23 protein-coding genes are annotated in these 24046 nt (G+C 69.2%); 12 read left to right on the top strand and 11 right to left on the bottom strand.

Annotated elements, in window-relative coordinates:
• Positions 1–31: 31 nt before the first annotated feature.
• The 5 genes from AC6LJ9_RS18825 to AC6LJ9_RS18845 all read right to left on the bottom strand — a co-directional run bounded on the left by AC6LJ9_RS18825 (position 32) and on the right by AC6LJ9_RS18845 (position 3231).
• Positions 32–943, bottom strand: a complete 912-nt coding sequence (locus AC6LJ9_RS18825; protein ID WP_498148748.1) for an allantoinase PuuE — start codon at positions 941–943, stop codon at positions 32–34.
• Between the two features lie 28 nt (positions 944–971).
• Positions 972–1517 (bottom strand): ureidoglycolate lyase, encoded by a 546-nt coding sequence (locus tag AC6LJ9_RS18830; protein ID WP_498148749.1) that lies wholly within the window; start codon positions 1515–1517, stop codon positions 972–974.
• Positions 1507–2208 (bottom strand): GntR family transcriptional regulator, encoded by a 702-nt coding sequence (locus AC6LJ9_RS18835; RefSeq protein WP_249204878.1) that lies wholly within the window; start codon positions 2206–2208, stop codon positions 1507–1509. Before AC6LJ9_RS18835 ends, AC6LJ9_RS18830 begins: the two co-directional genes overlap by 11 nt.
• A 281-nt stretch (positions 2209–2489) precedes the next feature.
• Positions 2490–2807, bottom strand: coding sequence for a hypothetical protein (locus AC6LJ9_RS18840; protein WP_103271933.1), 318 nt, complete (start codon positions 2805–2807; stop codon positions 2490–2492).
• A gap of 79 nt (positions 2808–2886) precedes the next feature.
• A complete protein-coding gene (locus AC6LJ9_RS18845) occupies positions 2887–3231 on the bottom strand; it encodes a DUF1840 domain-containing protein (protein WP_498148750.1) in 345 nt (114 codons plus the stop codon).
• Between the two features lie 331 nt (positions 3232–3562).
• Here AC6LJ9_RS18845 and argS point away from each other — a divergent pair, with 331 nt between their 5' ends.
• The 3 genes from argS to AC6LJ9_RS18860 all read left to right on the top strand — a co-directional run bounded on the left by argS (position 3563) and on the right by AC6LJ9_RS18860 (position 6697).
• Entirely contained in the window at positions 3563–5248 is a 1686-nt protein-coding gene (gene argS / locus AC6LJ9_RS18850) for an arginine--tRNA ligase (RefSeq protein WP_498148751.1), read from the top strand.
• 9 nt (positions 5249–5257) lie between these two features.
• Positions 5258–5995: an SPOR domain-containing protein gene (locus AC6LJ9_RS18855; RefSeq protein WP_498148752.1), complete on the top strand. Its 738-nt coding sequence runs from the start codon at positions 5258–5260 to the stop codon at positions 5993–5995.
• Positions 5996–6061: 66 nt separating this feature from the next.
• Positions 6062–6697, top strand: coding sequence for a thiol:disulfide interchange protein DsbA/DsbL (locus AC6LJ9_RS18860; protein ID WP_392410407.1), 636 nt, complete (start codon positions 6062–6064; stop codon positions 6695–6697).
• 106 nt (positions 6698–6803) lie between these two features.
• On the opposite strand, the gene metC is transcribed toward AC6LJ9_RS18860, so the two are convergent.
• Entirely contained in the window at positions 6804–7991 is a 1188-nt protein-coding gene (gene metC, locus AC6LJ9_RS18865) for a cystathionine beta-lyase (protein ID WP_212313456.1), read from the bottom strand.
• Between the two features lie 86 nt (positions 7992–8077).
• A complete protein-coding gene (locus AC6LJ9_RS18870; protein WP_498148753.1) occupies positions 8078–8770 on the bottom strand; it encodes a nitroreductase in 693 nt (230 codons plus the stop codon).
• A gap of 171 nt (positions 8771–8941) precedes the next feature.
• On the opposite strand from AC6LJ9_RS18870, the gene AC6LJ9_RS18875 reads away from it, so the two are divergent.
• The gene (locus AC6LJ9_RS18875) at positions 8942–9568 is read left to right on the top strand and encodes a LysE family translocator (protein ID WP_103271926.1); all 627 of its coding nucleotides are present in this window, start codon (positions 8942–8944) and stop codon (positions 9566–9568) included.
• A 25-nt stretch (positions 9569–9593) separates the two neighbouring features.
• On the opposite strand, the gene AC6LJ9_RS18880 is transcribed toward AC6LJ9_RS18875, so the two are convergent.
• On the bottom strand, positions 9594–10661 hold the full coding sequence (locus tag AC6LJ9_RS18880; protein WP_498148754.1) for an MBL fold metallo-hydrolase: 1068 nt from the start codon (positions 10659–10661) through the stop codon (positions 9594–9596).
• A 99-nt stretch (positions 10662–10760) separates the two neighbouring features.
• On the opposite strand from AC6LJ9_RS18880, the gene AC6LJ9_RS18885 reads away from it, so the two are divergent.
• Positions 10761–11141, top strand: coding sequence for a MerR family transcriptional regulator (locus AC6LJ9_RS18885; protein ID WP_103271924.1), 381 nt, complete (start codon positions 10761–10763; stop codon positions 11139–11141).
• Between the two features lie 7 nt (positions 11142–11148).
• On the top strand, positions 11149–11481 hold the full coding sequence (locus AC6LJ9_RS18890) for a YnfA family protein (RefSeq protein WP_498140582.1): 333 nt from the start codon (positions 11149–11151) through the stop codon (positions 11479–11481).
• Between the two features lie 61 nt (positions 11482–11542).
• Here AC6LJ9_RS18890 and AC6LJ9_RS18895 read toward each other — a convergent pair whose 3' ends face one another.
• On the bottom strand, positions 11543–12127 hold the full coding sequence (locus AC6LJ9_RS18895) for a TetR/AcrR family transcriptional regulator (protein WP_498148755.1): 585 nt from the start codon (positions 12125–12127) through the stop codon (positions 11543–11545).
• A 123-nt stretch (positions 12128–12250) separates the two neighbouring features.
• Between AC6LJ9_RS18895 and AC6LJ9_RS18900 the strand changes: the two genes are divergently transcribed.
• Positions 12251–13189 carry a DMT family transporter gene (locus tag AC6LJ9_RS18900; RefSeq protein WP_498148756.1) on the top strand — a complete coding sequence of 313 codons (939 nt, stop codon included), beginning with the start codon at positions 12251–12253 and terminating at the stop codon, positions 13187–13189.
• On the opposite strand, the gene AC6LJ9_RS18905 is transcribed toward AC6LJ9_RS18900, so the two are convergent.
• Positions 13176–14147 (bottom strand): Bug family tripartite tricarboxylate transporter substrate binding protein, encoded by a 972-nt coding sequence (locus AC6LJ9_RS18905; protein ID WP_103271922.1) that lies wholly within the window; start codon positions 14145–14147, stop codon positions 13176–13178. The two genes, AC6LJ9_RS18900 and AC6LJ9_RS18905, sit on opposite strands and share 14 nt — an antisense overlap.
• Positions 14148–14309: 162 nt before the next feature.
• Positions 14310–15488: a M20 aminoacylase family protein gene (locus tag AC6LJ9_RS18910; protein ID WP_498148757.1), complete on the bottom strand. Its 1179-nt coding sequence runs from the start codon at positions 15486–15488 to the stop codon at positions 14310–14312.
• A 245-nt stretch (positions 15489–15733) separates the two neighbouring features.
• Between AC6LJ9_RS18910 and AC6LJ9_RS18915 the strand changes: the two genes are divergently transcribed.
• The 5 genes from AC6LJ9_RS18915 to AC6LJ9_RS18935 all read left to right on the top strand — a co-directional run bounded on the left by AC6LJ9_RS18915 (position 15734) and on the right by AC6LJ9_RS18935 (position 24015).
• Positions 15734–16912, top strand: a complete 1179-nt coding sequence (locus AC6LJ9_RS18915) for an isovaleryl-CoA dehydrogenase (RefSeq protein ID WP_498148758.1) — start codon at positions 15734–15736, stop codon at positions 16910–16912.
• Positions 16913–16937: 25 nt separating this feature from the next.
• Positions 16938–18911 carry a bifunctional isocitrate dehydrogenase kinase/phosphatase gene (gene aceK / locus AC6LJ9_RS18920; RefSeq protein ID WP_498148759.1) on the top strand — a complete coding sequence of 658 codons (1974 nt, stop codon included), beginning with the start codon at positions 16938–16940 and terminating at the stop codon, positions 18909–18911.
• 23 nt (positions 18912–18934) lie between these two features.
• Positions 18935–20116 carry an acetyl-CoA C-acetyltransferase gene (locus tag AC6LJ9_RS18925; protein ID WP_103271919.1) on the top strand — a complete coding sequence of 394 codons (1182 nt, stop codon included), beginning with the start codon at positions 18935–18937 and terminating at the stop codon, positions 20114–20116.
• Between the two features lie 223 nt (positions 20117–20339).
• Positions 20340–21947: a carboxyl transferase domain-containing protein gene (locus AC6LJ9_RS18930; protein ID WP_498148760.1), complete on the top strand. Its 1608-nt coding sequence runs from the start codon at positions 20340–20342 to the stop codon at positions 21945–21947.
• A 55-nt stretch (positions 21948–22002) separates the two neighbouring features.
• Positions 22003–24015 carry an acetyl/propionyl/methylcrotonyl-CoA carboxylase subunit alpha gene (locus AC6LJ9_RS18935; RefSeq protein ID WP_498148761.1) on the top strand — a complete coding sequence of 671 codons (2013 nt, stop codon included), beginning with the start codon at positions 22003–22005 and terminating at the stop codon, positions 24013–24015.
• The last annotated feature ends 31 nt before the right edge of the window (positions 24016–24046 follow it).

Consider the following 24046-nt stretch of genomic DNA (forward strand, 5'->3'; position numbering starts at 1 on the left):
GCTTCCGCGCCCTTGCCTGCCGCGCGCGCCGCTAGCGCGGCGGATGCGTGGCCAGCCAGTGGCGCGCGATGTCGGCGCGGCCGCAGACCCATACGCCGGACTGGCGCGCCACATGATCCAGGAAGCGTTCCAGGCCCGCCGCGCGGCCGGGATGGCCCACCAGCCGCAGATGCAGGCCCACCGACATCATGCGGGGCCGCTGCGCGCCTTCGCGGTACAGCATGTCGAACGCGTCCTTCAGGTATTCAAAGAAATCCTGGCCCGTGGCCATGCCGCCTCGGATGAACTTGGCGTCGTTGTTGGCCAGGCCATAGGGCAGCACCAGATGCGGACGGCCATCCACCTGCACGTAGTAGGGCAGCTCGTCGTTGTAGGCGTCGGAGTCGTACAGGAAGCCTCCTTCCTCGGCCACCAGCTTGCGCGTGTTGACGCTGGGACCGTAGCGGCAATACCAGCCCAACGGGCGCGCGCCGACCGAGGCCTCGATCGAGGCGACGGTGCGGCGGATGCGCTCGCGTTCTTCGGCCTCGGTCAGCGTCTGGGGGCGCTCCCAGCGCCAGCCGTGCGCGCACACGTCCCAGCCGGCGTCGCGGATGGCGGCGCAGACCTGCGGGTTGCGTTCCAGCGCCAGCCCGCAACCGAAGATGGTGGCCGGCATGCCGCGCGCTTGCAGCAGCCGCGCGACGCGCCAGAAGCCGACGCGGCTGCCGTACTCGAACATGGATTCGGCCGCCAGGTCGCGGCCGGCGAAGCCGCCGCCCCCGCCTTCGGTCAGCGCCGACTCCGAGGCCTCGTCGCCATCCGGCACGGACAGCTCGCCGCCTTCTTCGTAGTTGACGCAGAGGTTCAACGCGATGCGCGCGTCGCCGGGCCATCGCGCATGGGGCAGGTCGGATCCGTAGCCGACGAAGTCGCGCCGCAGATGGGAATGATCGGGTTGCATGGGCTTGGGCGAGTCCTTGAGCAGATCTTCAGGTGGCGGGATCAGAGCGCGGGCGGGATGCCGGCAGGGTGCAGTCGATGGCGATGGAAACGCTGTCCGGCATCTTCCAGAACACATCGTCGTCGCCGGCGCCGGTCAAGGTCATGGTCACGGCGAACTGGGCCGGCGCGCGCAGCGCTGACAGGCCCTGGTGCCAGACGCCAGTCCGATAGCACACGCCCTGGCTGCCGCTGGCGACGAAGGCGCGCAGCCGTTCCAGGTCCGGCTCGCCCTGCGCATCGTCCGGCGCCACGACGACCAGATAGGAGGTGTTGTCCAGCGGGATGAAGGTCTGCGAGGAATACGGATGACGTTCCAGCAGCAGCACGGGGCAGGGCTGGGGTATGGCGCTTTCCACCCGGCTGACCCAGATCGCCGTGCGCGCGGCCGGCGCCGAGTGCGCGTAGGGCAGGGCCAGATGCCTGCGGCGTTCATTGCCGGCATGTTCCACCACTTCGCCGAATTCGGCGAAGGCCTGCGATGTCAGCGGTTCGGCGACGATGCAACGCGCCTGGCGCGCGGCGTCAGTCTTCATGCGGCAGATACCCCAGCGTGCGCGCGAACGCGCGCCGCACGGCGCCCAGGTGCGCCGTCATGGTCGCGCGCGCCCGTTCGGCATCGCCGGCCTGCAGCGCCTGCACGATGGCCAGATGCTCGGCCCGCGCCTGCACCGCGCGCTGCGACAGGCGCTCGACGTTGCACAGGCGCGCGCGCCGGCGCGCGTCGGCGATCATCGCAGCCATGGACTTGTTGCCGCAATAGGCGGCCACCAGCTCGTGCACCTCGTTGTCCGCGGTCCAGGTCGATTCGCCCCCGGCCGCGCTGTAGCGCATCACGTCTTCCAGCCGCGCCTTGACGGCGGCCAGCTTGTCGCCGGGAATCCGGCCGGCCGCCATGGCGGCGGCCTGCCCTTCCAGCAGCTGGCGGATCTGCAGCAGCTCCAGCAATTCGGTCACGCCGAAGGCATGGACCACCACGGAGCCATTGGACAGGCGCTTGAGAATACCTTCGCCCAGCAGCCGGTTCAGCGCGGCGCGCATGGGCGTGCGCGACACGTTCAGCTCTTCGGCCAGGCGGCGCTCTTCCAGCACTTCGCCCGGGCCGATCTGGCGCGCCGCGATGCGGTCGAGCAGGGCCTGGTAGGTGCGTTCGGACACGCTCAGCGCCGGGCCGTCACAGCCGGCGGCCTCGTTTTCGACGGAATGGCCTGTCAGTTCGATGTTCATGTTCCCATTGGAATCCTTCTGGGATCCCACCTGAATTCCAACTGACTATAGCCCGAAGCCAAGCGGGTGCGGCATGGGAAATACCCTAGCTGGGAAAGGCGGCGCGTGACGCCGCCGCCCGCGGCACGGTCGGGCCAGGTGACGTGCGGAAAGGAAACGCCAGATGCGGGCGATGCCCAGGCGGGTCGGCAGGCGCGAGGCCCGGCCAGGAAATCAGGTCGCGGCGGAGCCCGCCCCGCCGTGTCACGAACATCCGCCCCGTTGCGGGGCGGACGGGCGGATCAGTAGCCGACCGTCAGGCCGGGCAGGTCCACGGTGATGCGCGGGCGCTCCAGCGCCAGGGCCAGGTGTTCGGCGAACTCGCGCGCTTCCTTCTCGTCGGTGGAGAGCACGTCATAGCCCAGCGCGTCGGCCACGCCCAGCACCTTGTCCAGCAGCAGGACCTTGCCGCTGGGGCGCAGCGGCTCGCAGCCCAGGGTTTCCCAGGCGCTGTCGAACCAGTCGCGCGCGTCGCTCTGGCGCTGCGGCGAGGGCTCGACGGTGGCATTCAGGTCCAGCGAGCGCCGGGTGTCGAAAACGATGGTGATGTCGCTGCGCATGGGGCAGGTTCCTTGATGTGGCGTCAGCCGGCAAGCGTAGGCAAAAATCGCCGGACAGATTGTCCGCCCGGCGACATTGCTACCAGCCGCGCGACACTTCCCAGGTGACTTCGGCGCCGGCGGCCTGCGACTGGCGCATCATGTCCAGCAGCGGAAAGGCGCGTTCCTTCAGGCCCACGGAGCGCGCCATCGGCGCCACCGGCTGCTTGTCGTCGTCCTCGTCGTCATCATGGCCGCTCTTCTGGTAGTCGGCGATGGCGCGCTCGATGCCCTGGATGGCCGGACCGAGCTGGTCCGCGGTGAACACGCCGCGTTCCGGAATCTTGTCCCCGAAGGACTTGCCCGCGGCCTGCAGCAGCGCGCCGGCGTGGTCGGTCAACATCAGCACTTCGGCCACGACCTTGGAATGAAAAGTGATCAGCATATTCCTGTCTCCGGGATGGGGTGGGACTTCATAACACTACCGCAACCCCGCCCCGGATGCCACCGGCCATCCGGAGCCTGGCCTAGCGCCTTGATTTCATTGGCGCTTTGAACGCGCCGCCGGAAACGCCGCGGCATGCCTGCACGGGCCGGCCCGCCCCCGGCAACCGCCGGTCCGGCCGCCAAATCAACTATGATTCAGGGGATTCCCGTGACAGCAGGACCTGCGGCGGCCACGAATCCGGCGCCGACGCGCCGCGCATCCCTGGACGCCCCCCGGCCAGCCCGGCCCGGCCGCCTGCGCCACTCATACCGAACCACTCCGGACGCCCATGCTCCTCGAGCAACAGAAACAACTCATTTCCCTGATCCAGGCCGCCGTCGCGCAAAGCCTGCCCGACGCCCAGCCCAACGTGCTGCTGGAGCGCCCCAAGGTCGCCGCCCACGGCGACGTCGCCACCAATGTGGCCATGCAGCTGGCCAAGCCGGCCAAGCGCAATCCGCGCGAGCTGGCCCAGGCCATCGTCGACGCCCTGATGGCGCAGCCCGATGCCCACGCCCTGGTCGAGAGCGCCGAGATCGCCGGCCCCGGCTTCATCAACCTGCGCGTCACCCCCGCCGCGCGCCAGGCCGTCATCGCGACGGTGGCCGAGCAGGGCGCCTCCTATGGCCGCGCGCCGCGCACGGGCGAGAAGATCCTGGTCGAGTTCGTGTCCGCCAACCCCACCGGCCCGCTGCACGTGGGCCATGCCCGCCAGGCCGCGCTGGGCGACGCCCTCTGCCGCCTGTACGACGCCAGCGGCTGGGACGTGACCCGCGAGTTCTATTACAACGACGCCGGCAACCAGATCGAGAACCTGACCATCAGCGTGCAGGCCCGCGCCCGCGGCCTGACGCCGGATTCGCCCGAATGGCCGGCCGACGGCTACAAGGGCGACTACATCAGCGACATCGCCCGCGACTTCCAGGCCGGCAAGACGCTGCAGGCCTCCGACGGCGCGCCGGTCACCGCCAGCGGCGACATCGCCAACCTGGACGACATCCGCGCCTTCGCCGTGGCCTACCTGCGCCGCGAACAGGACCTGGACCTGCAGGCCTTCGGCCTGGCGTTCGACAACTACTACCTGGAAAGCTCGCTCTACACCTCCGGCCGCGTCGAGGCCACGGTGAAGGCGCTGATCGCCGGCGGCCACACCTACGAAGACGGCGGCGCGCTGTGGCTGCGCACCACCGAACTGGGCACCGGCGACGACAAAGACCGCGTCATGCGCAAGAGCGAGGGCGGCTACACCTACTTCGTGCCCGACGTGGCCTATCACAAGGCCAAGTGGGAACGCGGCTTCCACCGCGCCGTGAACATCCAGGGCAGCGACCACCACGGCACCGTGGCGCGCGTGCGCGCCGGCCTGCAGGCGCTGGAAGAGGGCATCCCGAAGGACTATCCGTCCTACGTGCTGCACAAGATGGTCAAGGTCATGCGCGGCGGCGAAGAGGTCAAGATCTCCAAGCGCGCCGGCAGCTACGTCACCATGCGCGACCTGATCGACTGGGTCGGCCGCGACGCGGTGCGCTACTTCCTGATCCAGCGCCGCGCCGACACCGAGTTCGTGTTCGACGTGGACCTGGCGCTGTCCAAGAGCGACGAGAACCCCGTCTACTACATCCAGTACGCACACGCCCGCATCTGCTCGGTGATCGCCAACGCCGGCATGCCGGCCGACGACGTCGCCCGCGCCGACGCCGCGCTGCTGACCGCGCCCACCGAATTCGCGCTGATGCAGCGCCTGGCCGAGTTCCCGCAAGTGGTGGCCCTGGCCGCCCAGGACCTGTCGCCGCACCATATCGCCTTCTGGCTGCGCGATTGCGCGTCCGACTTCCACGCCTGGTACAACGCCGAGCGCGTGCTGGTCGACGACACCGCCCTGAAGCTGGCGCGCCTGCGCCTGGCCGCCACCACCCGCCAGGTGCTGGCCAACGGCCTGGAGCTGATGGGCGTGTCGGCGCCGGAGCGGATGTAACATCGGCACATGGCGACCAAGCGCAAATCCTCCGGCCGGTCGGGCGAAAGCGGCAGCACCCTGTACGGGGCGCTTGCCGGCCTGCTGATCGGCCTCATCGTCGCCGCGGTGGTGGCGTTCTACGTGACCAAGGCGCCGGTGCCCTTCGTGGACCGCGCCAGCCGCGACGCCGGCAAGCTGCCCGACCCGCGCCAGGCGCCGGATCCCAACGCCGGCCTATACGGCCGCGACGGCGCGGCGGGCACGCCGCCCAGCGGCCCCACCGCGACCACGCCGGCGCCGCTACCCGGCACCGGCACGGCCGGCGCCGATACGCCGCCGTCCAAGTCCGACGACCTGGGCGCGCTGATCGCCACGCTGCCGACGTCCAACAACAAGCCGGCAGCCTCGGCCGTGGCGCCGCCCCCCGCCGCGCCCAATCCGCTGCCCACGCCGATCGCCAAGGTCGCGCCGACGCCGGCCCCGGCGCCCAAGGCCAGCGCGCCCGCGGCATCGGCGTCCGCCGCGGCATCGGCCAACGGCTCCTACTATCTGCAGGCCGGCGCCTTCCGCAGCGCCAACGACGCCGAATCGCTCAAGGCCCGCATCATCCTGCTGGGCCTGCCGGTGTCGGTGCAGAAGGCTGAAGTCAACGGCAAGTCGCTGAACCGCGTCCGCGTGGGGCCGTATGCCCGCCTGGACGACATGAACCGGGCGCGCGGGCGCCTGGGCGAGAACAAGATCGAAACCGCGGTGGTGCGGCAGTGAATGGCCGCATTGAACTAATCCGGCCTTGGGCCTGTCTGTAACGTTTTCTCCAGGAACCTCATACCCATGCTGTCCCAAAAGCTCATCCGCCTTATGGCCGCCGCCGCCCTGACCGCGACGGCCTTCCTCAGCCCGGCGAGCCACGCCCAGGGCGGCGCCCAGCAATACCAGGCGATCAACCCGCCGCTGCCGTCGGACACCCCGGGCAAGATCGAAGTGCTGGAATTCTTCGCCTACACCTGCCCGCACTGCGCCGCCATGGAACCGCTGGTCGAGGACTGGGCCAAGACCGCCCCGCCCGACGTGGTGCTCAAGCAGGTGCCGATCGCCTTCAACGCCGGCATGAAGCCGCTGCAGCAGCTGTACTTCACGCTGATCGCGCTGGAACGCCCCGACCTGCACGCCAAGGTCTTCACCGCCATCCATGGCGAGCACAAGCGCCTGATCGACAAGAAGGCCATGGGCGAATGGGCCGCCGCGCAAGGCGTGGACCGCGCCAAGTTCGATTCCGTGTTCGATTCGTTCAGCGTCCAGACCCAGGTGCAGCGCGCCAACCAGCTGGCCGACGCCTATCGCATCGACGGCACGCCGTCCTTCGCCGTGGGCGGCAAGTTCATGACCTCGCCGGTCATGGCCGGCAACAGCTACGAAGGCGCGCTGAAAGAAGTGACGCGCCTGATCCCGATGGCCCGCGGCAACTGAGCGCGCCAGGCTGCGCCCGACAGGGCGCGGGAATGAAAAATGCCCCCGGGTTCCCGGGGGCATTTTTCATGGGCGCCGTTCACAGGCACCCGATTTCAGACCGGTCCTATTTCGCCTGATCCAGCGCCTGCGCCAGATCCGCGATCACGTCCTCGGTCGATTCCAGGCCGATGTGCAGCCGCACCACGGCGTTCTGGCCCTCGCCCCAGTAGCGGTGCTTGGACAGGTCCTTGGGCGAGACCAGCTGCACCAGGCTCTCGTAGCCGCCCCAGGAAAAGCCGATGCCGAACAACGTCAGCGCATCGACGAACTTGCGCGCATTCTCGGGCGACAGGCGCAGCTCCACCGACAGCATGCCGTTCGAGCCGGTGCAGTCGCGCTGCCACAGCGCATGGCCGGGATCCTCGGGCCAGGCGGGATGGAACAGGCGCACGGTCTCGGGCCGGCTCTTGAAGAATTCGCAGACCTGCAAGGCGTTGCGCGCATGCTGGGCCATGCGGATCGGCATGGTGCGCACGCCGCGCAGCGCCAGCCAGGCGTCGTCGGCGCTGATGGAATAGCCCATCGCGTACTGCGTACGGTTGAGCTTGCGCGCGATCTCTTCATCGTTGGTCACCACCGCGCCCAGCATCAGGTCGGAGTGGCCGCCCACGTACTTGGTGCCGGCGATCACCGACACCTGCGCGCCCAGCGTCAGCGGACGATAGATGTAGCCCGAGCCCCAGGTGTTGTCGGTGGCCAGCACCAGGCCATGGCGCTGCGCGAAGGCCGCCATCGCGCCCATGTCCAGCATCTCGAACAGCAGCGAGCCCGGCGATTCCACGTACAGCAGGCGCGTGTTCGGACGCACCAACTCGTCCAGCGCGTCGTCGGCCGAGAAGTACGTGATGTCGATGTTCAGGCGCTTGAGCACGGCGTCGTCCAGCTCGCGCATCGGGCCGTACACGCAGTCCGAGATCAGCGCGTGGTCGCCGGCCGAGCACAGCGCCAGCATCACCATCGTCATGGCCGACAGGCCCGACGAGGCCAGGTAGCAATGCGTGCCGCCTTCCAGCTGCGCGAAGACCTCTTCCAGCGCGGCATGCGTGTCCATGCCCATGCGGCCGTAGGTGGTGGCGCGCTGGCCTGCGGCCTTGGTGCGCTGCGCGTTCTCCAGCGCGGCCAGGTTCTGGAAGCGCACGGTGCTGGCGCGCATGGCCGGCAGCGGCACCGGCGCGGTGCCGGTGGCGGGGTTGAACGGGGCCGTGCCGGCATGCTGCAGGACGGTGTCGATGTGCGGATGGGGCGTCTTCAAGGCAGGCTCGCGTGGTTCGGGGATCGGAAAGCGACAGTCGGAAAATAGTACCGCGCGAAAGTGCCGCGCGGCGTTCGGCGCAATGGTCAGCGCGACAGCCAGGTCACCGTCTCGTCCAACGTGGCGCGGCTGGTGCGATAGCTGTTGGCCGGATGGGCCGTATCTTCATAACCAAAGGAAATACCGCAGACCACGCGGCGCGCCGGATCGATGTCCAGCGTCTCGCGCAGCACCTCGGGATACATGGCCAGGGACGCCTGCGGCACCGCGGCCACGCCGTTGGCCTGCGCCGCCAGCAGGAAGGTGGCCACATAGCCGCCGCAGTCGATGGCGCCGTACTCGCCCAGCGCGGCGTCGGTGCTGATCACCGCCACGTGCGGCGCGTCGAACAGCTGGAAGTTGCGCAGCTCCTGGCGGCGGTAGCCTTCGCGGTCGCCGCGCGCCACGCTCACGGCGCCATAGAGTTGGAAGCCGGCCTCGCGGCGGCGCGCCAGATAGGCGTCGCGGTACTCGGCGGGGAAGGGGAAGTCCGGCGTGAAGCCGGGCTGCTCGGCGCGCGCCACCAGCGCCTGCCGCAGCCGTTCGGTGGCCGCACCCTCGGTCACCGCCACCTGCCAGGGCTGGCAGTTGCACCAGGACGCGGTGCGCTGCGCCAGCGCCAGGATGCGCTCGATGACGGCGCGCGGCACAGGTTCGGGCAGGAAGGCGCGGCAGCTGTGGCGCTCGCGCAGCCAGGTTTCCAGCGGCTGGTCGCCAGCGATGGGGCTTTCGGTGGACACGGTGTCTCCTGTCTGATGTTCGTCTTGCGCGCCGGCGGCCCTCCGCGCTTATGGTTCGCGGTTCGTGGCCCTGGCGGCGCGCCGGAATGCCGGCGCGCCGTCTCGCGGTTTGCCCGTATCATGCCACTTCCGGCCGATGACGGCCGGCAACACCCTGCCGCCGGAACTCCCATGCTGCCCCTGGACAACCTGATCGCCTTCTTCGGCATCGCCGTGCTGCTGGCCCTGACGCCGGGGCCGGATAATCTTTTCGTGCTGATGCAATCGGCGATCTGGGGCCGCAAGGCCGGCATGTTCGTCGTGCTGGGGCTGGCCACGGGCATCCTGGGGCATACGATGGCGGTGGCGATCGGTCTGGCGGCGGTGTTCGCCGCCTCGCCCATGGCCTTCACCGCGCTCAAGCTGGCGGGCGCGGCCTACCTGCTGTATCTCGCCTGGCAGATCCTGCGCGCGCCGGTCGGCCCGGAACAAGGCCAGCGGCCCGAGCCGCAGAAGCCGGCCGCGCTGTACCGCCGCGGCATCATCATGAACCTGACCAATCCGAAGGTGCTGCTGTTCTTCTTCGCCTTCCTGCCGCAGTTCACCTCGCCCGCGCTGGGCCCCATCGGCCCGCAGACGGTGCAGCTGGGCGCGGTGTTCATGCTGGCCACGCTGCTGGTGTTCGGCGCCATCGCCTTCTTCTCGGGCGCGTTCGGCGAGCTGCTGCAGCGCTCGGTGACGGCGCGGCGCTGGCTGAACCGGATCGCGGCGCTGGTGTTCGTGGGGCTGGCGCTGCGGCTGGCGACGGCGTCGCGCTGAGGCGCGACGCGTCCACGCTTGAAAATCAGGCCGCCGTGAAGCGCACGATGCCGTCGGCGTCCTGCGCGCGCTTGAGCTTGCCTTCGAAGTACAGCGCATGCAGGTGCGCCAGGGCCTCGCCCATGGCGAAGGTCAGCTGGTGCAGGTCCAGCTTGCGCTTGAACAGCACGGGCACGATGTCCGACGTGGACTTCGGCCCCTGCGCACAGGCCTCCAGCACTTCGGCCAGGCGATCGCGGTGGTGCTCGTGCTGCTGCGCGATGCGCGCGTGCAGCCCCTTGAACGGACGGCCGTGCGAGGGCAGCACCAGCGTGTCGTCGGCCAGGTCGGCGTAGCCATCCAGCGAACGCAGGTACAGCGGCAGCGGATTGGCGTCGGGCTCGTAGTCGAACACGCTGACGTTGGTGGAAATGCGTGGCAGCACCATGTCGCCGGAGATCAGCACGCGCAGGTCGGGTGCGTACAGCGAGGCATGCTCGGGCGCGTGGCCGTAGCCCACGATGACGCGCCAGTCGCGGCCGCCGATGCGGACCTGGTCGCCGTGCAGGATGCGCGTGTAGCGCGTCGGCATGGCCGGCACCAGGCCGGGATAGTAGTTGGCGCGCTGGCGGATCTGTTCCTGCGCGGCCGGATCGACCAGTCCATGGCGCGCGAAATGGTCCACCGCCGACTGGCCGCCGGGGCCCACGCCATCGCCGCCGCGACGCGAGGACCAGAGCGAGGCCACCATGAAATCCGTCATGGTCATCCACAGCTCGGCGTTCCAGCGCTCGCATAGCCAGTGCGCCAGGCCGACGTGATCGGGATGCATGTGCGTGACCAGCACGCGCAGCACCGGCAGGCCTTCCAGTTCCTGCTCGAACACCCGCTCCCACAGCGCCTTGACCTCGTCGCGGGCGATGCCGCAGTCGACGATGGTCCAGCCCTGGCGTCCGTTGAGCTCGTCGCGCAGCAGCCACAGGTTGATATGATCCAGCGCGAAAGGCAGCGGCATGCGGATCCACTTCACGCCGTCGGCAACCGCCTGGGCCTTGCCGGGTTCGGGCTGGACATCGCCCCATGGGTACTGTAGCTGATGCTCGTTGGGATTCATTGCCTTGCGCTCCGTGCTTGACGATCGGGTCAAGGCATCATAATTTACGTTTACGTAAACTGCCACCCACCACTGCCACCTACCGCCGCCACCCGCCGCATGTCCCCGTCAACCTGGACCATCTCCGAGCTCGCCCGCGAGTTCGACGTCACGCCCCGCACGATCCGCTTCTATGAAGACCAGGGGATCGTCAGCCCGGCGCGCGAGGGGCGCAACCGCATCTTCGGTCCGCGCGACCGCACGCGGTTGAAGCTGGCGCTGCGCGGCAAGCGGCTGGGCCTGCAACTGTCGGAAATCCGCAGCCTGATCGACATGTACGACGGCCCCGGCGACACCGACGTCCAGCTGCGCCAGTACCAGAGCGTGCTCGCGCAGCACCGCGCCATGCTGGAGCAGCAGCGGCGCGACATCGACGACACCCTGCACGAGATCGCGGAACAGGAACGCCAATGCAGCGACCTGTTGGCGCACAAGTCCTGAACGCGCCGTGGCGGTCCTGCAGACCTTCCTGCTGTTCGTCCTGACGGCGCTGGCCGAGATCATCGGCTGCTATCTGCCGTACCTGTGGCTGCGCAAGGGCCATTCCGCCTGGCTGCTGCTGCCCGCCGCCGCCAGCCTGGCGCTGTTCGCCTGGCTGCTGACGCTGCATCCCGAGGCCTCGGGCCGCGTCTACGCGGCCTATGGCGGCGTGTACATCAGCATGGCGCTGCTGTGGCTATGGCTGGCCGACGGCGTGCGCCCGGTCGCCAGCGACTGGATCGGCGCGGGACTTTGCCTGGCCGGCATGCTGGTGATCATGTTCGGGCCGCGTTCGGGCTGAAGCCCGAACCGGGCGCTGGCCGCGCCGGGCGGCCCCGACGCCGTCCCGCTCCCTTGGCGCGTCAGGCGTCCTCGCGCACCAGCCCCGTCACCAGCGCCGCCGCCGTTCTGCGCAGGCGCGCGGGGTCGCCCTCGATGCGCTCCATCACCGCCAGGCCGCGCGTGAACGTCACCACCACCTCGGCCGCGTCCTCCGGCGGCAAGGCCAGCTGCGAACGCGCCGGTTCGATCGAAAGGGCCTCGCGCACCAGCTGGCGCAGGTCCTCCACCAGCCGCGCCAAGCGCTTGCGGATCGCCGGGCCCACGGCCTCGGCCTGCGTCGCCGTCTTGGTGGTCAGGCAGCCGCGCGACGGGCGGCCGGACGTCATGTTGCGGATGGCGACCGCGTAGAAGCCATCCAGCGCGGCTCGAGCGCCCGGCGCCGCCAGGGCCTTGCGCGCCTCGTCCAGGAAGCGCGCCGCGTAGGTATCGAACGCCAGCAGGAACAGCGGCTCCTTGCCGCCATACGCGTGATAGAGCGAGCCGCGCTGCACCCCGGCCGCCTCGGCCAGGTCGGCCATGGACGTGGCTTCCCAGCCCTTGCGCCAGAACACGTCCAGCACCGCCGCCAGCACCTTCGCCTCGTCGAACTGCCTGACTCCCGCCATGACGGCCTCCCTCTACATTCTTGACATAGCTGTCAAACTTGACAACACTGTCAATCATAAACGGTTCCGGGCCATGGCGGCGCGGCGGCTCCAGCGCCCTACGGCGGCAAAGCGAGGCCTTGAATGCAAGTCAGCAGCGACTCCCCCCGCGCCCGTTGGGCCGGCATCCTGTGCGGCCTGGGCTCGGCGCTGATCTGGGGCGCCTTTCCCGTGGTCACGCGGCTGGGCATCACGCAACAGGCGCTGGACGCCTACGACATCACCTTCATCCGCTACACGGTGGCCGGCCTGATCCTGCTGCCCTACCTGCTGCGCCGGGGCCTGATGGGACTGAGCTGGAAGGCCGCCGCGCTGATGGTCGCCGGCATCGGCGCGCCCTACATGCTGGTGGTGTCGCTGGGACTGGCGCTGGCGCCGGTGGAGCAGTTCGCGGTGGTGACGCCGGGCAGCATGATCGTGTTCGCGGCCCTCATCAGCGCCTGCGGATCGCGCGCGCTGCCGCCTGCCCGCGAAACCGCCGGCCTGGCGCTGATCGTTGCCGGCATCGCGCTGGCGGGCATGCAGGCCTTCGCCGCGTCGCGCACGCCGCCGCAGGCCTATGCGATCTTCCTGGCGGGCGGGCTGATGTGGGCGGCCTACACGGTGATGTCGCGGCGCAGCGCGGCGTCGGCCCTGCATGCGACGGCGGTGGTGTCGGTGTTCTCGATGGCGCTCTATGCGCCGCCCTATCTGGCGGCCAGGGGCCTGGCGCTGCTGCATGCGCCGTGGCCCGACATCCTGCTGCAAGCCATCTACCAGGGCGTGCTGGTGTCGACGGTGGCGCTGTTCCTGTTCAGCCAATCGGTGCGGCTGCTGGGGCCGGCCACCGGCGCGACCTTCGCCGCGCTGGTGCCGGGTTCGGCCACCCTGTTGGCGGCCGTCATGCTGGGCGAGCATCCCGGCGCCCCGCTGCTCGCGGGGCTGGCGATCGTGACCGCCGGGATGGCCCTGACGCTGTTGCGGCCCGCCAGGACCCGCGGCAAGCGCGGGCCCGACGGAACGACTATCGTCACTCGGCCTTGATGCCGCCTTCCTTGATGACGCGGGCGTTGCTCGCGTACTCGTCCTGCACCTGCTTGACGAAGGCGTCGCCGGCGGCGGTGCCCGGCTGCAGGTAGGACTTGGCCAGCAGGTCCTTGAAGTCGGCGCTGGCGGTGGCCTTGGCCAGCGCGGCCTGCACCGACTGCACCACGGCCGGCGACAGCTTGGCCGGGCCGAACACGCCGAAGTTCGAGTAGTACTGCAGCTGCGGCAGCTTCAGTTCGGCCATGGTGGGCACGTCGGGCCAGGCGGCCAGGCGTTGCGGCGCCATCACCGCCAGCGGCTTGAGCGCGCCGCTGGCCACGTGCGGCAGCACCACGTCGCTGTTGATCACCAGCAGCTCGACCACGCCACCCAGGCCGTCGGTCAGCGCCTGGCTGTTGCCGCGATACGGCACGTGCAGCATCTTGGTGCCGGTCTGCGCGGTCAGCGCCGACATGCCGATGTGGGCCACGGTGCCCTGGCCCGGAGTGCCGTAGCGCACGCCGTCCGGACGCGACTTGGCGAATTCGATCAAGCCGGCGAAGTCCTTCACTGGCAGCGCCTTGGTGGCGACGATGGCGACCGGAGCGACGGCCACGCTGGCCAGCGGCGTCAGGTCCTTCAGCGGGTCGTAGTTGGTCTTGGCCAGATGCGGGTAGATCGTCAGCGGGCTGGTCGAAGCCAGCAGCAGGGTGGTGCCGTCCGGCTGCGCGCGGGCCACCACGTCGGTGCCCACCGAGGCGCCAGCGCCCGGCTTGTTCTCGACGATGACGGTGATGTTCGATTCCTTGCGCAGCACGTCGCCCAGGCGGCGCCCGATCGCGTCGGCGCTGCCGCCGGCGGTGTAGGGCACGACCAGCGTGACGGGCTTGGCGGGCCAATCCTGGGCCATCGCGCCGCTTGCCATGATTGCCAGGGCCGCCCCCGCGGCCTTGATCAGCAATGTCTTCTTTTTCATATCTTCCTGATGATGTTGCGTAGCACTGCGTTGAAGTAAAGCGTGTGCCGGTCGACAGACCGGGTAGAACAACTTGCGGGTAAGACTAGGGAAAAGCGGGGTAAGACATCGGTCGAACGGCCCGCGCGCCAGGCGCCGGCCGCCATGGATTTGGAAACGGGCTCAGGCCGCCAGATAGCGCTGCGCCAGCCGCACCCAGTAGCTCGCGCCCGGCGCGATCAGCGCGTCGTTGAAGTCGTAGCTCGCGTTGTGCAGCATGCAGGGGCCCAGGCCGTGGCCGGCATGGCGGTGGTCGCCGTCACCGTTGCCCAGGAAGATGTAGCAGCCGGGCTTGGCCTGCAGCAGGAACGCGAAGTCCTCGGAGGCCATGGCGGGCTCGATGATCCGGGCGCGGCCTTCGCCGGCCACTTCACGCGCCACCTCCAGGCAGAACGCCGTCTCGGCCTCGGTATTGACCAGCGCCGGATAGCGGCGCTGGAAATAGACCTCGGCCTCGCAGCCGTGCGCGGCGGCGATGCTGCCGGAGATCTCGTGCATGCGGCGCTCGATCAGGCCGACCACGTCATCGCTGTAGGCGCGCACCGAACCGCCCAGCCAGGCGCTGTCGGGAATCACGTTGATCACGCTGCCGCCGGCCTGGACCTGGGTGATGGACAGCACGGCCGCGTCCAGCGGACGCTTGCTACGCGTCAGGATGGTCTGGAACGCCTGGCCGATGGCGAACAACGCGGGCACGGGGTCGGCGCAGTCCTGCGGCGCGGACGCATGGCCGCCCTTGCCGCGCACGGTGATCTTGAAGCCATTGGCCGCCGCCATCATGGGGCCGGCGCAGACGCCGAACGTGCCGGCTTCCATGCCCGGCCAGTTGTGCATGCCGAACACGGCCTCGCAGGGGAAGCGCTCGAACAGCCCGTCCTGGATCATGGCGCGGGCGCCGGCGCCGCCTTCCTCGGCCGGCTGGAAGCACAGGTACACCGTGCCGTCGAAGCCGCCGTGCTGCTGCAGATGGCGGGCCGCGGCCAGCAGCATGGCGGTGTGGCCGTCGTGGCCGCAGCCGTGCATCTTGCCGTCATGGCGCGAACGGTGTTCGAACTGGTTTTCCTCCTGCATCGGCAGGGCGTCCATGTCGGCGCGCAGCATGATGGCGCGGTCCGACTTGCCCTGGCGCAGCACGCCGACCACGCCGGTCTTGGCGATGCCGGTATGGACCTCGATGCCCCAGCCACGCAGCGTGTCGGCCACCACCTGGGCGGTGCGGTGCTCTTCGTAGCACAGCTCCGGATGGGCGTGCAGATCGCGCCGCAGCGCCACGATGTCTTCCAGGTTCGATAGTTCGGGCACCGCCAACTCCGTTGCAATGTTTCGAAATAAAACAGGAGCCCGATAATACTCAGACACCGTGACCGGCACACAATCATTTGCCTAGGGAAAACCCCAATCTAATTTACGTTTACGTAAACGTAATATTTGCGGTGCATCATTGCGCGGCGACGACGGTTCGGCGCATGATGCGAGCACGCGACGGATCTGGCGCGGTAGTTGGCGCCTACAAGAACATGTAAGTACCTACTATCACGGAGACATCGATGAATCTTCCCGGACTGAACTTCGACCTGGGCGAAGACCTGGATATGCTGCGCGATGCGGTGCGCACTTTCGCCACCGCCGAGATCGCCCCGCGCGCCGCCGAAGTCGACCGCAGCGATCAGTTCCCGATGGATCTGTGGCGCAAGTTCGGGGACCTGGGCGTGCTGGGCATGACCGTCGGCGAGGAATACGGCGGCGCCAACATGGGCTACCTGGCCCACATGGTGGCGATGGAGGAAATCTCGCGCGCCAGCGCCTCGATCGGCCTGTCCTACGGCGCGCACTCCAATCTGTGCGTGAACCAGATCAACCGCAACGGCACCGCCGCGCAAAAAACCAGATACCTGCCCAAGCTGATTTCCGGCGAGCACGTCGGCGCGCTGGCCATGAGCGAGCCGGGCGCCGGCTCCGACGTGGTCAGCATGAAGCTGCGTGCCGACAAGAAAGGCGACCGCTACGTGCTCAACGGCACCAAAATGTGGATCACCAACGGCCCCGACGCCGACACCCTGGTGGTCTACGCCAAGACCGATCCCGAGGCGCACCAGCGCGGCATCACCGCCTTCCTGGTGGAAAAGGGCTTCAAGGGCTTCTCGGTGGCGCAGAAGCTGGACAAGCTGGGCATGCGCGGCAGCCACACCGGCGAGCTGGTGTTCCAGGACTGCGAGATCCCCGAGGAAAACGTGCTGGGCCAGGTCAACGGCGGCGTCAAGGTGCTGATGAGCGGCCTGGACTACGAGCGCGCCGTGCTGTCCGGCGGCCCGGTCGGCATCATGCAGGCCGTGATGGACGTGGTGGTGCCCTATATCCACGACCGCAAGCAGTTCGGCCAGGCCATCGGCGAATTCCAGCTGATCCAGGGCAAGGTCGCCGACCTGTACACCACGCTGCAGGCCAGCCGCGCGTTCTGCTACCAGGTCGGCAAGAACCTGGACCGCCTGGGCGCCGAACACGTGCGCCAGGTGCGCAAGGACTGTGCCGCGCTGATCCTGTACACCGCCGAGAAAGCCACCTGGATGGCGGGCGAGGGCGTGCAGATCCTGGGCGGCAACGGCTACATCAATGAATACCCGGTGGGCCGCCTGTGGCGCGACGCCAAGCTCTACGAGATCGGCGCCGGCACCAGCGAAATCCGCCGCATGCTGATCGGCCGCGAGCTGTTCGCCGAAACGGCCTGATCCACCGCCCCGCCCGCGTGCCGCCATGATCCGCATGTCCGACGTCCAGCGCATCGAGCAGGCGCCCGTTCCCGGGCCCTCGCCGCGCGACGTCGCCCAGCGCATCCTGGCCGGCTTCGACCGCCACTACGCGCTGTTCCGCTACAGCGCGCAGCGCGCCAAGTCGCTGTATGAATCGGGCGACTGGCACGGCATCCAGCGCCTGTCGCGCGAGCGCATCGAGTACTACGACATGCGCGTGCGCGAATGCACCGCGCAGCTGGAAGGCGCGCTGCGCGGCCGGCCGGGCGGCGCGCTGCCCCTGAACGGCGCGGATGCGGCCAACGGTAAATCCGCCGCGAATGGCGCCGGCGGCGCAACCAACGGCAAGCCCGCCACGAATGGCGGCAACGGCCCGGACGGCGGCGCGCCCGCCGCGCTGGACCAGGCGCAGACCGCGTTCTGGCAGCAGGTGAAGCAGGAATTCGTCGGCCTGCTGGCGGACCACCGCCAGCCCGAGTGCGCCGAGACCTTCTTCAACTCGGTGTCCTGCCGCATCCTGCACCGCGACTACTTCCACAACGATTTCCTGTTCGTGCGCCCGGCGGTGGCCACCGACTACCTGGACAGCAGCATGCCGTCCTACCGGGTCTATTACCCGGTGGCCGACGGCCTGCAGAAAAGCCTGATCCGCATGGTGGCCGACTTCGGGCTGGCGCTGCCGTTCGAGGACCTGCCGCGCGACACGCGCCTGCTGGCCCGCGCCGCCGTCAAGCAACTGCGCGCGCAGCTGCCCCGCCACGTCGGCCGGCGCATCGCCAGCGACTGCCAGATCCATGCGCTGGGCTCGCTGTTCTTCCGCAACAAGGGCGCCTACATCGTCGGCCGTCTGATCAACCAGACCACCGTCTACCCCTTCGCCGTGGCGCTCACGCGCAACCCGGCCGGACAGGTGACGCTGGACGCGCTGCTGCTGGGCGCCGACGACCTGAGCACGCTGTTCAGCTTCACGCGCGCCTATTTCCTGGTGGACATGGAAACGCCGGCCGCCGTGGTCAATTTCCTGTCCACGCTGCTGCCGCGCAAGCCCAAGGCCGAGCTGTACACCATGATCGGCCTGCAGAAGCAGGGCAAGACGCTGTTCTACCGCGACTTCCTGCACCACCTGGCGCATTCGCGCGACGCCTTCGACATCGCGCCCGGCATCAAGGGCATGGTGATGTGCGTGTTCACGCTGCCGTCCTATCCCTATGTATTCAAGCTGATCAAGGACCGCATCGACAAGGACGGCATGGACCACGCCACCGTGCGGCGCAAGTACCAGATGGTCAAGCTGCACGACCGCGTCGGCCGCATGGCCGACACCTGGGAATACTCGCAGGTCGCGCTGCCGCGCGCGCGCTTCGCGCCGGCCCTGCTGGACGAGCTGCGCCGCCTGGTGCCCGACCTGATCGAGGAAACCGCCGACACCGTGGTCATCCGTCACGTCTACATCGAACGCCGCATGACGCCGCTGAACCTGTACCTGCAGCAGGCGCCCGACGCGCTGCTGGAACCGGCGGTGCGCGAGTACGGCGACGCGATCCGGCAGCTGGCCGCGGCCAACATCTTCCCCGGCGACATGCTGTACAAGAATTTCGGCGTCACGCGCCTGGGCCGGGTCGTGTTCTATGACTACGACGAAATCCAGCGCATGACGGAAATGAATTTCCGCCGCATCCCGCCCGCCCCGAACGAAGAGGCGGAACTGTCGTCGGAACCCTGGTACGCCATCGGCCCGAACGACGTATTCCCCGAGGAGTTCGGACGATTCCTACTCGGCGACGCGCGCGTGCGCGCCGCTTTCATGGGCCACCACGCCGAGCTGCTCGAACCGGAATGGTGGCAAGCCTGCCGCGCGCACGTGGCGCAAGGCAGGATCGAGGAATTTTTCCCTTACGATACAGACAGGCGACTGCGCCCCCGACACGCCGCGGACATCCACGCGGCGGCGGGCGCAGCCTCGCAAACCCCGAGCTGACCAGAACCTCACAGGAGCTAGCCATGTCAGATCCCATCGTTATCGTTTCCGTCGCCCGCACGCCCATGGGCGGCATGCTGGGCAGCCTGTCCGGCCTGGCCGCGCACGAACTCGGCTCGGTCGCCATCAAGGCGGCCGTCGAGCGCGCCGGCATCAAGCCCGAACAGGTCGACGAAGTCATCATGGGCAACGTGCTGCAGGCCGGCCAGGGCCAGGCGCCCGCCCGCCAGGCCGCGCTGGGCGCGGGCCTGCCGCTGGGCGTGGCTTGCACCACCATCCACAAGGTCTGCGGTTCGGGCCTGAAGGCCGCCATGTTCGGCCACGACCTGCTGGCCTCGGGCAGCGCCACCATCGTGGTGGCCGGCGGCCAGGAAAGCATGAGCAACGCCCCCTACCTGATGCTCAAGGGCCGCCAGGGCTACCGCTACGGCCACAGCACCGTGTACGACCACATGGCGCTGGACGGCCTGGAAGACGCCTACGACAAGGGCAAGGCCATGGGCGTGTTCGCCGAGGACTGCGCGTCCAAGTATTCCTTCACCCGCGAACAGCAGGACGCCTTCTCGCTGGAATCGCTGCGCCGCGCCCGCGCCGCCTCGGAAGACGGCAGCTTCAAGTGGGAAATCGCCCCCGTCACCGTGGCCGGCCGCAAGGGCGACACCGTGATCGACACCGACGAGGCCCCCACCAAGGCCATGCCGGAAAAGATCCCCACCCTGAAGCCCGCCTTCAAGAAGGACGGCACCGTCACCGCCGCCAACTCCTCGTCGATCTCCGACGGCGCCGCCGCCATGGTGCTGATGCGCGCGTCCACCGCCGAAAAACTCGGCGTCAAGCCGCTGGCCCGCATCGTGGCCCACAGCCAGCACTCGCAGGAACCGAACTGGTTCACCACCGCCCCCGTCGGCGCGCTGAAGAACCTGTTCGCCAAGACCGGCTGGAAGGCCGAGGACGTGGACCTGTACGAGATCAACGAAGCCTTCGCCGTGGTCACCATGGCCGCCATGACCGACTTCAAGCTCCCGCATGACAAGGTCAACGTCCACGGCGGCGCCACCGCCCTGGGCCACCCGATCGGCGCCTCGGGCGCCCGCCTGATGGCCACCCTGGTCGGCGCGCTGCGCAAGACCGGCGGCAAGCGCGGCGTGGCCACGCTGTGCATCGGCGGCGGCGAAGCCGTGGCGATGGCCATCGAGATGGTCTGATCCCGCACCCCGCTCCGCTTTCCGGGGCGGGCTACTCGCCCGTCCCGGAAACGGATGCCGCTGCGCCTGCTGCCGCCACGGCCCGCAGAGGCGCAACGATATCCGCGCAGTCCCAGGCAGCAACGCCACGCGATACCGACAACCATGCCCGGACCACCGGGCGGCGAGACAAACCGCTCCCCGAGCGCCTTCAAATCCCAACCAGCAGGACGGGTGGAACCCCATGCCCATCATCGAATCCCGCATCAATACGCGATCGCAGGACTACACCGACAACGCCCGCGCCATGCAGGCGCAGCTGGACGACCTGAACCAGCAGCTGGCGCAGACCGCGCTGGGCGGCAACGAGGCCGCGCGCGCCAAGCACGTGGCGCGCGGCAAGCTGCTGCCGCGCGACCGCGTCGAACAGCTGATCGATCCGGGCAGCCCCTTCCTGGAACTGTCGCCGATGGCGGCGCACGGCATGTATGAGGGCGAGGCGCCGGGCGCCGGCGTCATCACCGGCATCGGCCGCGTGTCGGGCACGGAATGCGTGATCGTGTGCAACGACGCCACCGTCAAGGGCGGCACCTACTACCCGCTGACGGTCAAGAAGCACCTGCGCGCACAGGAGATCGCCGCGCAGAACCGCCTGCCCTGCGTCTACCTGGTCGACTCCGGCGGCGCCAACCTGCCGCGCCAGGACGAGGTCTTCCCCGACCGCGACCACTTCGGCCGCATCTTCTACAACCAGGCCACCATGTCGGCCCAGGGCATCGCGCAGATCGCGGTGGTGATGGGGTCCTGCACCGCCGGCGGCGCCTACGTGCCCGCCATGAGCGACGAGTCCATCATCGTCAAGAACCAGGGCACCATCTTCCTGGGCGGCCCGCCGCTCGTGAAGGCCGCCACCGGCGAGGAAGTCAGCGCCGAGGACCTGGGCGGCGGCGACGTGCACACGCGCCTGTCCGGCGTGGTCGATCACCTGGCCGCCAACGACATGCACGCGCTGCAACTGGCGCGCAACGCCGTCGCGCGGCTGAACCTGCAAAAACCGCAGCCGCTGGCGCTGCAGCCCGTGCGCGAACCGCGCTACGACCCGTCCGAACTGAACGGCATCATCCCGGCCGACACCCGCAAGCCCTATGACGTGCGCGAGGTCATCGCGCGCATCGTCGACGGCTCGGAATTCGACGAGTTCAAGGCCCGCTTCGGCCCCACGCTGGTCACGGGCTTTGCCCACATCCAGGGCATGCCGGTGGGCATCGTGGCCAACAACGGCATCCTGTTCTCGGAGTCGGCGCAGAAGGGCGCGCACTTCATCGAGCTGTGCGCGCAGCGCAAGATCCCGCTGGTGTTCCTGCAGAACATCACCGGCTTCATGGTCGGCCGCAAGTACGAGAACGAAGGCATCGCGCGTCACGGCGCCAAGATGGTGACGGCCGTGGCCACCGCCGCCGTGCCCAAGTTCACCGTGCTGATCGGCGGCTCGTTCGGCGCCGGCAACTACGGCATGTGCGGCCGCGCCTATTCGCCGCGCATGTTGTTCATGTGGCCCAACGCGCGCATCTCGGTCATGGGCGGCGAGCAGGCCGCCAGCGTGCTGGCCACCGTCAAGCGCGACGGCATCGAGGCGCGCGGCGGCAACTGGCCGGCGGCCGAGGAAGACGCGTTCAAGGCGCCCATCCGCGAGCAGTACGAACGCGAAGGCCATCCGTACTACGCCACCGCGCGCCTGTGGGACGACGGCATCATCGCCCCGGCCGACACGCGCCGCGTGCTGGGCCTGGCGCTGTCGGCCGCGCTCAACGCCCCGATCGAAGACACGCGCTTCGGCGTATTCCGGATGTAGGGCGGCGCAGCCGCCTCTCGCGCAGACCCAGAACAATCCCGCCTGGATGAACTCCATGTTCGATACTTTGCTGATTGCCAACCGCGGCGAAATCGCCTGCCGCGTGGCCGCCACCGCCCGCCGCCTGGGCATCCGCACCGTCGCGGTGTATTCCGATGCCGACGCCAACGCGCGCCACGTCGCCGCCTGCGACGTGGCCGTGCACATCGGCGGCCCCGAGCCGCGCGCCAGCTACCTGCGCGCCGACGCCATCCTGCAGGCCGCGCGCGACACCGGCGCGCAGGCCATCCATCCCGGCTACGGCTTCCTGTCGGAAAACGAAGCCTTCGCCCAGGCCGCCACCGACGCCGGCATCGCCTTCGTCGGTCCGCCGGCCTCGGCCATCGCCGCCATGGGCAGCAAGTCCGCCGCCAAGTCGCTGATGGAAAAAGCCGGCGTGCCGCTGGTGCCCGGCTACCACGGCGACAACCAGGATCCGCAGTTCCTCAAGACGCAGGCCGACGCCATCGGCTATCCGGTGCTGATCAAGGCCAGCGCCGGCGGCGGCGGCAAGGGCATGCGCGTGGTCGAATCGTCCGGCGCCTTCCTCGACGCGCTGGCCTCCTGCCAGCGCGAGGCCGCCTCCAGCTTCGGCGACGACCGCGTGCTGATCGAGCGCTACCTGCAGAAGCCGCGCCACATCGAGATCCAGGTCTTCGCCGACACGCAGGGCAACTGCGTCTACCTGTTCGAGCGCGACTGCTCGGTGCAGCGCCGTCACCAGAAAGTGATCGAGGAAGCGCCCGCGCCCGGCATGACCGAGGAACGCCGCCGCGCCATGGGCGAGGCCGCCGTGGCCGCCGCGCGCGCGGTGGGCTATGTGGGCGCCGGCACGGTGGAGTTCATCGCCGAGCCCGACGGTCGCTTCTACTTCATGGAAATGAACACGCGCCTGCAGGTCGAGCATCCGGTCACCGAGATGATCACCGGCCACGACCTGGTCGAATGGCAGTTGCGCGTGGCCGCCGGCCAGCCGCTGCCGGCGCGCCAGGAAGACCTGCGCATCGAAGGCCATGCCATCGAGGCCCGCATCTACGCCGAGAATCCCGAAAAGGGTTTCCTGCCGTCCATCGGCACGCTGGCCTACCTGGGCCTGCCCGCGCACACGGCCTTCGCCAACGGCGACATCCGCGTGGACGGCGGCGTGCGCATGGGCGACACCATCACGCCGTTCTACGACCCCATGATCGCCAAGCTGATCGTGCGCGGCGCCGACCGTGACCAGGCCCGCGCCCGCATGCTGCAGGCGCTGGCGCAGACGCAGGCCGTGGGCGTGCAGACCAACGTCGCCTTCCTGTCGCGCCTGATGCGCGACAGCGCCTTCGCCGCCGCCGACCTGGACACCGGCCTGATCGAACGCCAGCGCGAAACCCTGCTGCCCGCGCCGCAACCGGCCGGCGCCGACGCGCTGGCGCTGGCCAGCGCCGCCGTGCTGGCGCGCCAGGGCCTGGCCCAGCCAGGGGCGGCCACGCAAACCTCGGCCGATCCCTGGGCCGCGCGCGACGGCTGGCGCCTGGGCGGCCAGTACCGCCGCGAGCTGCAATGGGTGGACAACGGCGAAACGCGCCGCGTCGCCATCGCCCGCCACGGCAAGGACTGGACCCTGGACGCCGGCGACGGCCCGCAACCGTTCCTGTGGCGCGCGCAGGCCAACGCCGGCGGCGCCTTTGGCCTGCGCGTCACGCTGGGCGGCCATGAAAGCGCCGGCACCGTGGCGCTGCACGCCGACCGCGCCTACGTCTTCACCGACGCCGGCTCTCACGCGCTGGAACTGTACGATCCGCTGGCGCACTCGCAGGACACGCAGGGCGAGCACGGCGGCGGCCTGACCGCGCCCATGCCGGGCAAGATCATCTCTATCGCCGTCAAGGCCGGCGACACGGTCGAGAAGGGCCAGCCGCTGCTGGTCATGGAAGCCATGAAGATGGAGCACACCATCTCGGCGCCGGCCGACGGCAAGGTCGCCGAGGTGTTCTACGCCATCGGCGACCAGGTCACGGAAGGCGCGGAGCTGGTGGCGATCGAGTAGTTCCGGCGGCGCGGCGGGCGGGCCATGTGGC

Source organism: Achromobacter sp. 1011811831 (genome assembly GCF_059760905.1).

Bases quoted from the DNA above. Each gene is read 5' to 3' on its own strand.
- AC6LJ9_RS18855 (WP_498148752.1), top strand. From the start codon at position 5,258: ATGGCGACCAAGCGCAAATCCTCCGGCCGGTCGGGCGAAAGCGGCAGC.
- AC6LJ9_RS18875 (WP_103271926.1), top strand. From the start codon at position 8,942: ATGCTGCCCCTGGACAACCTGATCGCCTTCTTCGGCATCGCCGTGCTG.
- AC6LJ9_RS18830 (WP_498148749.1), bottom strand. From the start codon at position 1,517: ATGAAGACTGACGCCGCGCGCCAGGCGCGTTGCATCGTCGCCGAACCG.
- aceK (WP_498148759.1), top strand. From the start codon at position 16,938: ATGATCCGCATGTCCGACGTCCAGCGCATCGAGCAGGCGCCCGTTCCC.
- AC6LJ9_RS18825 (WP_498148748.1), bottom strand. From the start codon at position 943: ATGCAACCCGATCATTCCCATCTGCGGCGCGACTTCGTCGGCTACGGA.
- AC6LJ9_RS18835 (WP_249204878.1), bottom strand. From the start codon at position 2,208: ATGAACATCGAACTGACAGGCCATTCCGTCGAAAACGAGGCCGCCGGC.
- AC6LJ9_RS18915 (WP_498148758.1), top strand. From the start codon at position 15,734: ATGAATCTTCCCGGACTGAACTTCGACCTGGGCGAAGACCTGGATATG.
- AC6LJ9_RS18925 (WP_103271919.1), top strand. From the start codon at position 18,935: ATGTCAGATCCCATCGTTATCGTTTCCGTCGCCCGCACGCCCATGGGC.
- AC6LJ9_RS18930 (WP_498148760.1), top strand. From the start codon at position 20,340: ATGCCCATCATCGAATCCCGCATCAATACGCGATCGCAGGACTACACC.
- AC6LJ9_RS18880 (WP_498148754.1), bottom strand. From the start codon at position 10,661: ATGAATCCCAACGAGCATCAGCTACAGTACCCATGGGGCGATGTCCAG.
- AC6LJ9_RS18885 (WP_103271924.1), top strand. From the start codon at position 10,761: ATGTCCCCGTCAACCTGGACCATCTCCGAGCTCGCCCGCGAGTTCGAC.
- AC6LJ9_RS18895 (WP_498148755.1), bottom strand. From the start codon at position 12,127: ATGGCGGGAGTCAGGCAGTTCGACGAGGCGAAGGTGCTGGCGGCGGTG.
- AC6LJ9_RS18845 (WP_498148750.1), bottom strand. From the start codon at position 3,231: ATGCTGATCACTTTTCATTCCAAGGTCGTGGCCGAAGTGCTGATGTTG.
- AC6LJ9_RS18935 (WP_498148761.1), top strand. From the start codon at position 22,003: ATGTTCGATACTTTGCTGATTGCCAACCGCGGCGAAATCGCCTGCCGC.
- AC6LJ9_RS18860 (WP_392410407.1), top strand. From the start codon at position 6,062: ATGCTGTCCCAAAAGCTCATCCGCCTTATGGCCGCCGCCGCCCTGACC.
- AC6LJ9_RS18840 (WP_103271933.1), bottom strand. From the start codon at position 2,807: ATGCGCAGCGACATCACCATCGTTTTCGACACCCGGCGCTCGCTGGAC.
- AC6LJ9_RS18900 (WP_498148756.1), top strand. From the start codon at position 12,251: ATGCAAGTCAGCAGCGACTCCCCCCGCGCCCGTTGGGCCGGCATCCTG.
- AC6LJ9_RS18905 (WP_103271922.1), bottom strand. From the start codon at position 14,147: ATGAAAAAGAAGACATTGCTGATCAAGGCCGCGGGGGCGGCCCTGGCA.
- argS (WP_498148751.1), top strand. From the start codon at position 3,563: ATGCTCCTCGAGCAACAGAAACAACTCATTTCCCTGATCCAGGCCGCC.